Raw genomic sequence first — 13076 nt, forward strand, 5'->3', positions numbered from 1 at the left:
CTCAACCCCACCGGGTCAGCCGCTGACACCCTAACCGCCATAGCCCCCACAAGCCGTTCCTCCCACTGATCCGAACGGCGCAAAGCGCCGCCACTCTGGGGGCGCCGCACCCCAGTGCGGCCCGGCCTCGCAGCAAACCGCAACGCTGCGATGACTTGCTAGGTTTCGCCGCACTGGGGTGCGGCGCTCCCGGGCCACGCACCCAGCAGCCGGAACGATGATCCAGATAGTCCACACCACCCCGGAAGATGCAAGCCCGCGGTGGGCTCGGCGCCACCTTCACGGCAAGGGACAGAGTCTCTTCAAGAAGCCTCGTCCCCATGCACCGCCGACACGTTCCAAAGCGACCGCGTTGCGGGGCCGATTCACTTGGTCAGTTTCTGACAGGGTAGCGGGCGCACAATCCGCAGCGGCATGCCAAGAGCAAGGCTCCTGGTCACATCGCAAATGGGCCAAGAACAGCCCCCGGTGGCGCCGAATCGTGGAACACACTAAGATCGCATCGGAACCCATGCTTGGGGAAAGGCCAAGCCAGACATGAAAAGGGTACCCCCACAAATGGGGCACTTCGCGAGCCGAGGCATCGAAGGCATCCCGTCGAGCAACGCTTCGCGGATGGTCGAATGATCCGGCGGCTTTCCGGGACGACGCGCAACAGGAGGACAACGACATGAGCTTTGATCAGTTCTTCCGTTCGATCACCAGCGAGCCGGACACGCCCGGCAAGACGCCCATGGATTGGCAGAAAGCACTTGCCAATCAAGCCATTTGTAGCAATCGCACTATCCGCATTCCGACCGCCTTTGGCAAAACTCTCGGCGTCTTGGCGACCTGGCTGTGGAATCGCGTCCGGCAAGACGACGACCGCTGGCCTCGGCGTCTCGTGTGGTGCCTGCCCATGCGCGTACTGGTCGAGCAGACCAGGGAAGAGGTGGACAAGGCGCTTGCGGCCGTGGGGCTCCTTTGGGACGGCAAGGGCGAACACGCTGGCAAGGTCGGCGTTCACTACCTGATGGGTGGCGCCGACAGTGGCCCCTGGCATCTGTACCCGGAGGAATGCGCGGTACTGATCGGCACCCAGGACATGCTCCTGTCCCGGGCGCTGAACCGCGGCTACGCGGCCCCGCGCGCCCGTTGGCCAATGGAATTCGGCCTGCTCAATCAAGACTGCCTGTGGGTCATGGACGAGGTTCAACTCATGGACGTCGGACTCGCTACCTCCGTGCAGCTGCAAGCCTTTCGCAACGACGATGAGCAGGCGCGACACGGGTTCAGGCCCACTTTCACCTGGTGGATGAGCGCCACCTTACAACAGGACTGGTTGAATAAGAGCCCTGACACGGCGGCCCTGACGACCGTTCTGAAAAAAACGCAGATCGAATCGAGTGATCGCACAGGGCGCATCTGGGATGAAGTCTCCAAGCCTTGCCACATGGAATCATTGGTCGGCAAGGACATCAAGACCCAAGCCACGGCGCTAGCAAAGCTCATCGCCGATCAACATATTGCGTCCGGCAAAGGAGCCGGCGGCCCGACCCTCGCGATCATCAACACAGTCGAGCGCGCCGTCGCGGTTGCCGCGGCATTCGCCGCTGATACACGGATAGACTCACAGGTAGTACGACTGATTCATAGCCGATTCCGCCCCGCTGAACGGACCCTATGGCGCAAAGATTTCCTCAATAGGAGCGCCTGCGAACCCGGCACCAACCGTATCATCATTGCCACTCAAGTTATTGAAGCGGGTGTCGATTTCTCCGCCGGCCTGCTCGTTACTGAACTCGCGCCCTGGGCCAGCCTGGTCCAACGCTTTGGGCGTTGCGCACGCTGGGGCGGCACGGGCAGGGTCATCGTTGTCGACTTTGGACTACAAGGCGCCAAGGCACTTCCCTATGACGAGATCGCGTTGGCAGCTGCCCGAGCAGCCGTGGCGCAGATCCCGGATGTTGCCCCGCTGTATCTGGAGCAATTCGAGGAAACGCACCCCGAACTCTTGCGTGACCTCTACCCATACAACCCGACCCATCTGCTACTGCGCCACGAGTTGGATGAACTCTTCGACACCACCCCAGACCTCAGCGGTGGTGATATCGACATCAGCCGATTCATAGGCTCAGGTCAGGAGCGCGATATCCAAGCATTCTGGGCTGATGTACCCGCCAAGACCGAACCGTCACCCGACGCCCGGCCAACGCGCAATGAGCTTTGTTCGATCCCTTTCCTGAACGCACGCAATTGGCTGTGCGGAGAAGAAAGCAAGACCAGCAGGAAGCCCAAGCTTAAAGACAAGATGCGTGCCTGGGTCTGGGATTGGTTAGACGGCGATTGGCGACTGGCTGAGCGCCGCGACATCTATCCCGGCCAGACCATCCTGGTTGCCGCTGACTGTGGAGGTTATGACCCGACACGCGGCTGGGACCCCCTTTACCCCCGCACCGAACCGATTGCAACACCGACCCTGACGGTACGCGGGACCAAGAGCTGCTGGCGACAGGAAAAGGGCATTCAGGTTATTGCCAAGAAAGATGCCCCTGTTGCTTCCCCAGACGAGCGCGCCGATGCCGCCCAGGACAGCGAAGAACTCAGTGTCAGCATGGCGTGGCAAACCATCGCGTTCCATGGTCAGGAAACGGGCCGTCTGGCGCAACGCATCGTGAGCGCCCTTGCCCCAACCATGGCAGAGATCTTTGATTTGGCGGGGCGCTGGCACGACGCGGGCAAGGCACACGACGCATTTCAAGTGTCGATGCGGCTGGACGGGCAGCGCCCCTTGCGCGACGACTTAGCGAAGGCCCCGGATGCTGCGTGGCCTTGCAGCCTCAAACGCATGTATCACATCGGGCAGGGCGACCGTCGCGCCGGGTTCCGCCACGAGCTTGCCAGTACCCTCGCGCTGTTTGGTGTACTACAACGCCACCACCCAGATCACCCTGCCCTCCTTGGCCCCTGGCGTGACTTGCTGGACAAGGCTGGCCTGAGTCCTGCCCATCCCCCGGCAGGGACTGCGGCGCCGAAGGACTCGACACCGATTGAGCAAGAAATCCTAGCCCTGGACACACCGCAATTCGACCTCCTCGCCTATCTGGTATGCGCCCACCACGGGAAGCTGCGTCTAACGTGGCATCCCTGCCCAGCCGATCAGGCCGCGCGGGACAGCACACCGCGCATTCGCGGCCTGCGCGATGGGGACCAACTGCCGCCCTTGCTGCTGACTGCGGCGGATGGCTCCCGCCACGAGATCCCGACGACCCGCCTAGACCTCGCCCCAGCCGCCGCTGGCCTCAACCCGAGCACCGGCCGCGGTTGGACCGAGCGTGTGCTCGGACTGCTCGACATCTATGGCCCCTTCGGCCTGGCCTGGCTGGAGGCTCTGCTGCGCGCTGCCGACCAGCGCGCCTCGCAAGTCACCCTGTCCGACCCCCTATTGGAGACCCGTCGTACCAACCATGACCTGGAAACAAGAAACCGAACACTGGCTCACCCTACCCCCGGAGGAACGGCGCCAGCTGCGCCTCTCGCGCATCCCCCGCAAGGTGGCCCGGAGCATGGCCTTCGAGGGCGAGCCAGTGGATCAGCAGATGCTGGAAGCGGAACTCAAGCGCCGCATTCCGCCACCCGCTTCGTCGATACCACCCGCGGCATCCTAAGCTATGCCGAGTTGGCACCGCATCTGGCCCGCCGGGTACAGGACCTTGAAGTCGACATCGCCGAAGACCGCTATGACGGACGCACCCTGGATGAAGACCTGATCCGTGAGTTTCACCAGCGGATTTGTGGTGACCTGGTACCCAAGATTGCCGGACACTGGCGACAATCGAATGTTCAGGTCGGCGACCATCAAGCGCCCACTTACCCGCGCTTACCTACGCTCATGCGGGACTATTGCCTGGACCTGCAGGCTCGGATCGCTGCCTTAAGCGGCGCGCTGGACGACCGCATCCCCGAGGTCCTCGCCTTCGCCGAAGGGCGCCTGCTCTCGATACACCCTTTTTCCGATTTCAATGGACGCACCACGCGCGTCCTCTTGGCTGAGTTGCTCCGTCGGCTTGCGCAGCCAGATTCCGATCCGACACCTGACCCCGGAGCGGAAACCGAGCGCTATCTGAAGGCGCTCAAGGCCGCCGACCGCGCAAACTGGCAACCCCTTATCGATCTTTGGCTGATCCGTAGTGAAAAGGAGCCCCGCGCATGATTCACATCCATGACCTCGGCGGCTGCGCGCCGGCACCTTTGGCACACTACCTTAAGGCCCTGGGAATTCTGAGGCTGGTAGCCGAAAGCAAGGATTACGGAGACCCCGAGGCACGGGGTTGGTGGGAGGGCGAGCGATTCCGATTGGCGACCACACTGGACCGAACGGCGTTGGAAGCGTTTTTTCTTAACTGGTATGAGCCAACGCCATTGGTTGCACCATGGAATAGGGGTTCCGGATTTTTTGCAGCCGATGATCCGGGATTGGCGGCCCTGGAATCCTCAAGCGCGAATAGGTTCGGCAGTCTGAGACAAGGTATCGATGCAGCCAAAAAGCCGCTGCATAATATCGCCAGTGCCGATCAGGCCGTTCGTCTAATTAAAGAGGAATCAAAAGTTACGAAGGCGGATCGCTTGAGCATACGTAGGGACCTTGACATTTCGGAGGACCCAAAGACCAAGCTCCTTGAGACGCAAAAGAAGGAAATTAAACGCCTTGAATCTGTTCTGCGGGAAACCAGGAGAATCGCTGCACAGACAGAGGAATACAAGAAGCGCCTAGCCGAAGCGGAGCGTCTCTTTAAACGCCTCAAGGCAGAGTTGATCCCGTATCTTCGACAAGTCTGGCGCGGGCCTCATCAAGAATGGCTCAACGCGGCGTTGGTGCTCGACAGCGAAGGCAGAGCGCGCTGGCCATCATTACTTGGCACCGGCGGTGCCGACGGACGCCTTGACTTCACAAACAATTTCTTCCAACGCCTCGGCGAGGTGTTCGATTTAACCTCCCCGTCAGGGAACGCGCGACCTCTCGCCAACGACTGGACCAGCGGCACACTTTGGGGCACACCAATAGCAAATTGCCAGATCGGAAGCGCAGTCGGCCAATACCTGCCTGGCATGGCCGGTGGTGCCAATAGCGAAAATAGCCCAGACGGTGATAGTCTACTTAATCCGATGGATTTAATACTAATGATGGAGGGCACGCTGATCTTCACTGCGCACGCAACCCGTCGCCTCGGTGCCACGGAGCAATCTCGCGCCGCAGCACCTTTCGCAGTCTCCGCTCAAGGTGCTGGCTATGCCAGCGCTGCCGATTCGGACGAAAGCGCCCGGGGTGAACAGTGGATGCCGCTCTGGGGTCAACCGCTCGCTTTGGTGGAACTCAAACGGCTATTCGCCGAAGGCCGCGCCCAGATTGGCGCAAGACCCGTTAACGAACCTCTCCACCTCGCACGAGCGGTGGCGCGGCTCGGCACAGCGCGCGGCATCACAGCCTTCCAGCGCTACGCATACATTGAGCGCAATGGTCAAAGTAACTTAGCCGTCCCCATCGGGCGCTTCCGCGTCCCGAACCAGATTTCGCCGCGCATTGCGTGCTTAGACGATCTCGACGCTTGGCTTCCGCGTCTGCGCCGTCAAGCACATGCCGATCATGCCCCGGCACGACTCAAGCAGGCCGAGCGACGGTTGGCCGACGCGATTTTCACCGTCGTGCAGCATCCCGGTCAAACTGGACGGTGGCAATCCGTCCTATTGGCCTTAGCCCATATCGAGAGCATTCACGTCCATGGCGGTAACTTGCGAGCTGGCCCAACCCCAAGACTTCGCCCAGATTGGATTCTCGCAGCAGACGACGGCTCATCGGAATTCCGCTTGGCGCTCTGCGCTGCTTTACAGGCCGCAGCATTCAAGCGCAATGGCGAGCCGATGGACCGAGTCCGGCGCCATTGGCTTCCAGTGAAGAACGACGAAGCCGCCGCCGTTATGCAAGGCCGCGTCGGCATCTCCGACGCCATTTCCATCGCGGAACGCCGCCTCATCGAGGCCAGCCAGCGGGGCGAGCGCCGCTTACCCTTGGTCGCCGCCTTTCGCGCCGCCGCCCATCCCGCCGACTTGGCGGCCTGGATGACCGGCACGGTCAACACCGACCGTACGCTGGCACTGGCCCGCGCCTTGATGGCCGTGGACGCGAAGGCGTACGCAACCGCTATGGGTAGATCGGGCATCGGTCTTCCTAGCCCGACGGCGCGAAGCAACCCCGACGAGGCATGGATGGTCCTGCGGCTCGCTCTGCTCCCCTGGCCCTTGGCGGACGGTCGCCGTATAAGCACCGATCCAGCTATTTTCCGCCGTTTGAGCAGCGGTGACGCAGCCACCGCGGTAGACATCGCACTTCGCCGATTGCTGGGCGCAGGCATCAAGACCACGGTCCGCGCGGCGACGGTACCATCAAGCACCGCCCGACTATGGGCTGCAGCGCTCGCCTTTCCGATTACCCGCTCCACTGCGGAAGCTTTCTTACAACGCATCCAACTCGGCACCCCGAAAGAGAACCGGACATGAGCATCGATCTGTCGAAACTGGCAACTGCCCACCGCTTGCTATTCGCAATTCCCTTGAAACCGGTGCAAGGCAGTCGCTTTCAGCCGACTGGCTTCCCCGGACTGGGTGCAGCCACATTCAGGACCGCCGACGGAGATTCGCTGCTGGTGGAATCCGCGCAAAGCATGGCGAATAGGTTTGAAGTCACGGTCTGGGATGAAGCGGAGCATCGTCTGAAACCAGACCTGGAAGGCATTTCTCATGTTACCGTAACCAACGCTGAGGGGCAGTTCCTGACGGACAGCATATTGGAGGCGCACCGGCTCAATAGTCCATACGTGCTCAACGCGATTAAGGATAACGAATTATTTTTTGAGACACTTGGAAACCGCTTGGATGCCTTCACCACCGGCGCGATTGATCGGCGTAAGTTGGCGGATACGTTACTTGCCCTCGACGTTTCTTGTTTGATTCATGGTCTATTTTTATCCGCGAATATCAACAAGAAAACACTTGCTGGTGGTCGACTTCGGGTGGCCCGCGCCTTGTCTGCATTTATCGAAGCGGATGGGGTTCAGGTGGCTGCTTCAGGTGGGGTCAAGAATGATCATGTCAACCCTTCTGGAGAGACGAAGACTGGGTTTGGCAATGTCCCATTCGCGCGTGACGAGTTCACTGCTGAAAGCGTAACGCTCTACGTCAATCTCGATCTTGGACAGATCCGCGGCTATGGCTTGGGTGCCGAAGTCGAACGTCTCCTGATCGTGCTATCCCTGTATAAATTGCGCTCACTACTTGATGGGAATCTGCGCCTGCGGTCAGCCTGCGATCTTTGTGTCGCAACGACTTCCATCACAGCGACTTCACCGCTCGGCTTCAGTTTGCCGGATATTTCTGCCCTCACTGCCGAGATGAAATCAGCAATTGGAGTGACCAGAGAAAAAATGCAGGTCACAAGAGTCGCATATTGCGAGAAGATCGAACCCAAGAAATCCAGCGACAAGGAAGCCGATGAAGAGACGGACATCGAAGAGCAGACCGCCGAGGACTAACCATGCCCACCTTGTTGCTCCGTTTCCCCGGTGGGCGATATCACGCCACGCCCTCGGGCCACCATGTTAATGAGGGTTTGATCGAATGGCCGCCCGCGCCATGGCGAATCCTGCGAGCATTGTTGGCAACCGGCTACAGCGCGCTGGGCTGGGCCGGCGACATGGCGCAGCCGCTGGCCAGCCAACCGCCAGCGGAAGCCCGAGCTCTCATTCTGAAACTTGCGGGCACGTTGCCGACATATCGCCTGCCACCAAGCACGGGGACGCACACACGGCACTACATGCCTCTTGGCGTAATAGACAAGGGTCGCGAAAAGACGACCCTAGTATTCGACACCTGGGCCAAAATCGGGGAGGGGATACTCACCGTCACTTGGGGCGTAGAACTCTCAGAGGGAGAAAGTGCCATGCTGGGTCGCCTTGCCGAGCGACTCGGATATCTCGGCCGTTCGGAAAGCTGGGTCGAGGCCCATGTCGACTCAGCAGGAATAGCAACACCGGATGCTACCGACTGTTTCCCGGAATGTGGCCACGTCAATCCTGGACCTGGCTGGGAGCAAATAGCTTTGCTGGCCCCGCTGCCAGCGGGTGGTTCGGACGGTTATGCTGCCTGGCGAGAGGCCGCAGCGTCTGCGGCGCTGGCGGCGTTTCCGCTAGCCGCAAAGGAGAAGCCTTCCAAGCAGTTCCTAAAGCAACGCGCGAAGGCCGAGGCACCCTACCCCATCGATCTCATTGCCTGCTTACAGACGGACACCACCGAGTTACGCCGCCACGGTTGGAGCCAACCTCCCGGTAGTCGCCGGGTGTTTTACTGGCGCAAGACCGATGCCCTCGAAATCGGCGCACCGAAGTCCCGCCGGCCTAATAGGAAGGCGCCCGAGGTGGAGGCCATCCTAATCGCGATTTCCACGGCCAGTGGCAACGACCACGCCCTGCCATCGATCACGCGCACACTACCTCAAGCGGAACTACTGCACCGCCAATTGGGCGGCACGCTCAAGGCGCTTCGGCTTGGTCACTCGATGGTGCTGTCGGGCTGCGACGAGAATAGACAGCCACTCAAACTTCCTCATCGCCATGCCCATATTCTTCCCCTTGACCTCGACGGGGACGGCCACTTGGAGCACATCCTGATTTGGGCTCCGATGGGTTTGGACTCCACCGCGCAAGCGGCCGTTCGAAAATTACGTCAAACCTTCACTAAGGGCGGAGATTCGGCACTAAGACTTGCCATTGAGTCGTCAGGCGACCTCAATGCACTCACGCAACTCCCGGGCTCCTACGGGCAACGATTGCGCGAACTGCTGGCACGCCCTGAAGGGGCCGCTACCTGGATCACACAAACGCCTTTCGTGGCCCCTCGTTTCCTCAAACCCCATGGCAAGAATGGTCTGGAGGGTCAGATCACTGCTGAGTTGGAGGTGCGGGGGCACCCAGCGATACTTCGATGGAAGCGACTGAATCCGTGGGCTGACAGAACGGCAACTGTCGAAGTATGCCCGGATGTCGTCGTTACGGAAAACAAGCGCCCCGAGCAGCGGGACGCACAATGGATCCGCTTTCGCCATTTCGTGCGCGACCGACGTGATGGCCCACCGGCACCAGTGCCTTTTGGCTTCGCCCTTGAGATCCATTTCGGCCAGCCGGTTAAAGGCCCCTTATGTCTAGGCTATGGAAGCCATTTCGGCCTGGGCTTATTCAAATCGATAGCCCCGGAATGAGCCGCGGCCCATCCTACCGCGCTTTCCAGATCCGCGGACGCGGACGCTGCCGAGATCACAGCAGCGGTAGCAGTCGGTGAATCCCAGTGAGACTTAATCGTCATTCCGCCCGCAAGGCAACTGGAGGTCGAGGCTTTAGCCGGTGGGAATCGCGTCGCCGCAGCTCTGGTCCGGCTAAAGCCTCGACCTCCAGGGCGCCGAATCACTATCCAGACTTGATCAGAATGCCGGCCATCAAGGCACGCGGCGCAGAGCGCCTAACACCGGCGTGACACCGCTGGAGCGGTGTCACGAGAGCAGATGTCGCATCGCGGCTAAAGCCGCTCCCACCGGGTCCCGGACCCGGCCGGCATTCAATCGGCTGCCGGTACCGGCCCCGGCACCTCAAAGACTTCCCATAACGGGATTTCGACGGGCGGTAGCGTGGCTAAACTCAGGGTCTCATTGGCGGCGAAGACGGCGCCCTTGTCATAGCCATCGGCGGTCAGGAGAAAACGGATGGCGAACTGCTGCAGCGGATCGACCACCAGATACTCACGCACCCCGACGCGTTCGTATAGCGCTTTCTTGTCGCGCAGGTCCTTCACCGCGGTCCCGGGCGAGAGGACCTCGACGATCAGGTCCGGGGCGCCTTCGATGTGGCTCGGGGTGATCTTGCCGGGGTCGCAGACCACCAGGATGTCCGGCTGAACCACGTCGGACTCAGAGAGCTTCACATCGGTGGGGACGAAAAAGGGTCGACAGGGTTTCCCCCGGAGCGGCAGTTCGATCCGGATGAACAGCCGACTAACGACATCCTGGTGCTTGATCGAAGGCGCCGGGGCCATGGCGTAGGCCACCCCCTCAATGAGTTCCCAACGGGTGTCGTCCGTCCAGGATTGGTAGTCGCTCCAGGTGAAACGGTCGGTGGGCTTCGCCAATGCGGGTAGGGGCATCAAGGGCCTCCAAATTGTTGGTCCGGCCGGGCCGGGTGCCGCGAGTCGGGGGCGGCACTCCCCGTCCGAGCGGGCCTTGATCATAACTCAGGAGACCGGCGCGCGCAGCCACTGGTCGCGGCCGGGGGCCGCTCCTACGGGACCCCGCGCAGCGACCCGTCGCGGCCGGGGGACCGCTCCTACGGACGCAGCAACAGATTCATCCTGACCGCGGCCATTAGCCACGGCCGCTACCATCCATGTCACACGGAGACCGCCATGGCCCATGAAGAGCTCGCCGTACAACTCGATCTGGAACTGCCCTTCCCGGAGATGGTGCGGGACGTCCCGCTCCTGCCCGCACGCATGATCAACGAATACGCCTACTGCCCGCGGCTCGCCTACCTGGAATGGGTGCAGGGCGAATGGGAGGACTCCAGCGACACGGTGGAGGGTCGCCACGTCCACCGCCGGGTGGACAAACCCGGCGGCAAACTCCCGCCCGCCGCCGCACTCGCCAAAAAGCCCAAGGACGCCGCGAACGAGGCCGCCGGCACCGCCGACCAGACCGGCGAGGAGCCCAAGGCACGGACCACCCCCAAGGCCGCCGAGGACGAAGGCGAGATCATGGAAAAGATCCACGCCCGCTCCATCACACTCTCATCCAACCGGCTCGGGCTCATCGCCCGCCTGGACCTGCTCGAGGGCGAGGGGCGCGCGGTCACCCCGGTCGACTACAAGCGCGGCAAGCGTCCGCACATCGAACACGGCGCCTATGACCCGGAACGCGTGCAACTGTGCGTGCAGGGGATGATCCTGGCCGAACACGGCTACCAGTGCGAGGCCGGGGTGCTCTATTTTGCCGGCAGCCGCGAGCGGGTCCGCGTGGAATTCACCGACGACCTGCGCCGCCTCACCAAGAACACCATCGACGGCCTCCGCTTTGTCGCCAGCGGCGGAACCATCCCCGCCCCCCTGGAGGACAGCCCCAAATGCCCGCGCTGCTCACTGGTCGGCATCTGCCTGCCCGATGAGATCAGCTTCTTCCGCGGGGCCGATATCGCCCCCCGCCCGCTCGTGGTCGGGCTGGAGAGCGCCATGCCGGTCTATGTCCAGGCCTTCCACGCCAAGGTAGCGAAGGCCGGCGAATGCCTGGAGATCTTCATCGACGACGTCAAGACCCAGACCGTGCGACTCATCGACTGCTCCCAACTCGCACTATTCGGCAATATCTATGTGACCACCCCCGCGCTCAACGAACTGATGGCACGCGGCATCCCGATTACCTGGCACAGCCATGGCGGCTGGTTCATGGGCCACACGGTCGGCAGCGGTCATAAGAATGTGGAACTGCGGCGCGCGCAATTTCGCGCCGCCGACGACCAGTGCTTCTGTCTGCGCCTCGCCAAGGGCCTGATCGACGCCAAGATCCGCAACGCCCGCAGCCTCATGCGCCGCAACTGGAAGACCGGCGAGGCGCCCGCGGACCTGCTGGAGGCAATGGCCGGCGACGCCCGCCGCGTCACCCGCGCACCGGAACTGGAGACCCTGCTCGGCGTCGAGGGAGCCGCCGCCGCCCGCTATTTCGGCAACTTCAACCACCTCATCAACCACACCGGGCCGGACGGCAACTTTGCCTTCGACTTCCAGACCCGCAACCGCCGCCCCCCCACTGACCCGGTGAACGCCATGCTCTCCTATGCCTACGCCCTGCTGGTGCGCGCCTGGCTGGTGACCCTCTCCGCGGTTGGCCTGGACCCCTATCTGGGCTTCTATCACCAACCGCGCTACGGCCGGCCCGCCCTCGCACTCGACCTGATGGAGCCCTTCCGCCCGCTCATTGCCGACTCCACCGTCATCCAAGCGATCAACAACGGCGAGGTCCGCCCCACCGACTTCGTCCAGGTGGCCGACAGCGTCAACCTCACCCCCGACGGACGCAAGCGCTTTATCGGCACCTTCGAGCGCCGCATGGCATTGGAGGTCACGCACCCACTGTTCGGCTATCGCGTCAGCTATCGGCGATTACTCGAACTCCAGGCCCGTCTGCTCGCCCGGCACATCTTGGGCGAATTGCCTGAATACCCCAATTTCACCCCCCGCTAGCCAGGAGTTGCTCCCTCCCCCCGGTTGGGGGAGGGTTGGGGTGGGCGGCAGCCGCAGCACCACCCCGGCCGCTAAACACCACACCCACCGGACCCTTCCACCATGGACCAGCGCCTCTACATCGTCGCCTACGACATTTCCGACCAGCGCCGCTGGCGCCGCATCTTCAAGCTCATGAAGGGCTATGGAGAGTGGGTACAGCTGTCGCTCTTCCAGTGCCGGCTGAGCCTCAAGCAACACGCCGAACTGATCGCGCTGCTCGACGGCATCATCAATCACGACGAAGACCACATCGTCTTACTCGACCTGGGAGTCGCGGACAACGTGATCCCGCGAGTCGTCAGCCTCGGCAAGGCCGAATTCGTCACCATCGAGCACGAGGCCGTGATCGTCTGACACCGCCGCGGCCCGCGAGCGCTCCAGTGCTGCGCCAACCCCCGCCAGCGCTCGCAAAAATCCACGCTTGAAAAATCAGCCCACTGCGTTAGAATTATGCCGCCATGTATGACCATCTGGACCAAACACTTGGCCCCGACCGGCCAGCGCTCGCAAAGTGCCCCGCAAGCCGCGCCACGAGCGGGCTCGGGGCCGCGGGGTTTCCCCGGCGAATTCGCCGGGGCCTCATTGAAGCGTCGTTATGCGCAGCGAGTCCCCGCGCGGTGGAAGGTGTTTCCCCGGCGAATTCGCCGGGGCCTCATTGAAGCAGGTCCAGATAGGGCGCCACCAGGTCGCGGGTGATGGTGTTTCCCCGGCGAATACGCCGGGGCCTC

The 13076-nt window shown here is 62.1% G+C and carries 7 protein-coding genes; 6 read left to right on the forward strand and 1 reads right to left on the reverse strand.

Annotated features, from left to right (window positions below; genetic code table 11):
• The first annotated feature begins 670 nt into the window (after positions 1 to 670).
• From QZY44_RS18350 to csb2, 4 genes are read left to right on the forward strand one after another with little or no spacing between them, the layout of a single operon-like run.
• Positions 671 to 4192: a Fic family protein gene (locus QZY44_RS18350; protein WP_295449484.1), complete on the forward strand. Its 3522-nt coding sequence runs from the start codon at positions 671 to 673 to the stop codon at positions 4190 to 4192.
• Entirely contained in the window at positions 4189 to 6534 is a 2346-nt protein-coding gene (csx17, locus tag QZY44_RS18355) for a type I-U CRISPR-associated protein Csx17 (RefSeq protein ID WP_295449487.1), read from the forward strand. The genes QZY44_RS18350 and csx17 overlap by 4 nt, the downstream gene beginning before the upstream one ends.
• Complete coding sequence (gene cas7u, locus QZY44_RS18360; protein ID WP_295449490.1) at positions 6531 to 7565, forward strand: type I-U CRISPR-associated RAMP protein Csb1/Cas7u; 1035 nt, start codon at positions 6531 to 6533, stop codon at positions 7563 to 7565. The genes csx17 and cas7u overlap by 4 nt, the downstream gene beginning before the upstream one ends.
• 2 nt (positions 7566 to 7567) lie before the next feature.
• Positions 7568 to 9286, forward strand: a complete 1719-nt coding sequence (gene csb2 / locus QZY44_RS18365; RefSeq protein WP_295449493.1) for a type I-U CRISPR-associated protein Csb2 — start codon at positions 7568 to 7570, stop codon at positions 9284 to 9286.
• A 353-nt stretch (positions 9287 to 9639) separates the two neighbouring features.
• Here csb2 and QZY44_RS18370 read toward each other — a convergent pair whose 3' ends face one another.
• Positions 9640 to 10221, reverse strand: coding sequence for a Uma2 family endonuclease (locus QZY44_RS18370; protein ID WP_295449496.1), 582 nt, complete (start codon positions 10219 to 10221; stop codon positions 9640 to 9642).
• 258 nt (positions 10222 to 10479) lie between these two features.
• On the opposite strand from QZY44_RS18370, the gene cas1 reads away from it, so the two are divergent.
• Both cas1 and cas2 read left to right on the forward strand, forming a co-directional pair.
• Entirely contained in the window at positions 10480 to 12306 is a 1827-nt protein-coding gene (gene cas1 / locus QZY44_RS18375) for a CRISPR-associated endonuclease Cas1 (RefSeq protein ID WP_295449499.1), read from the forward strand.
• Between the two features lie 102 nt (positions 12307 to 12408).
• The gene (gene cas2 / locus QZY44_RS18380; protein ID WP_295449502.1) at positions 12409 to 12702 is read left to right on the forward strand and encodes a CRISPR-associated endonuclease Cas2; all 294 of its coding nucleotides are present in this window, start codon (positions 12409 to 12411) and stop codon (positions 12700 to 12702) included.
• The last annotated feature ends 374 nt before the right edge of the window (positions 12703 to 13076 follow it).

The organism is uncultured Thiodictyon sp., from assembly GCA_903837595.1.
Classification (GTDB): domain Bacteria; phylum Pseudomonadota; class Gammaproteobacteria; order Chromatiales; family Chromatiaceae; genus Thiodictyon.

Excerpts from the sequence above, each read along its gene's own strand:
- QZY44_RS18350 (WP_295449484.1), top strand. The coding sequence starts at position 671 with ATGAGCTTTGATCAGTTCTTCCGTTCGATCACCAGCGAGCCGGACACG.
- csb2 (WP_295449493.1), top strand. The coding sequence starts at position 7,568 with ATGCCCACCTTGTTGCTCCGTTTCCCCGGTGGGCGATATCACGCCACG.
- csx17 (WP_295449487.1), top strand. The coding sequence starts at position 4,189 with ATGATTCACATCCATGACCTCGGCGGCTGCGCGCCGGCACCTTTGGCA.
- cas2 (WP_295449502.1), top strand. The coding sequence starts at position 12,409 with ATGGACCAGCGCCTCTACATCGTCGCCTACGACATTTCCGACCAGCGC.
- QZY44_RS18370 (WP_295449496.1), bottom strand. The coding sequence starts at position 10,221 with ATGCCCCTACCCGCATTGGCGAAGCCCACCGACCGTTTCACCTGGAGC.
- cas1 (WP_295449499.1), top strand. The coding sequence starts at position 10,480 with ATGGCCCATGAAGAGCTCGCCGTACAACTCGATCTGGAACTGCCCTTC.
- cas7u (WP_295449490.1), top strand. The coding sequence starts at position 6,531 with ATGAGCATCGATCTGTCGAAACTGGCAACTGCCCACCGCTTGCTATTC.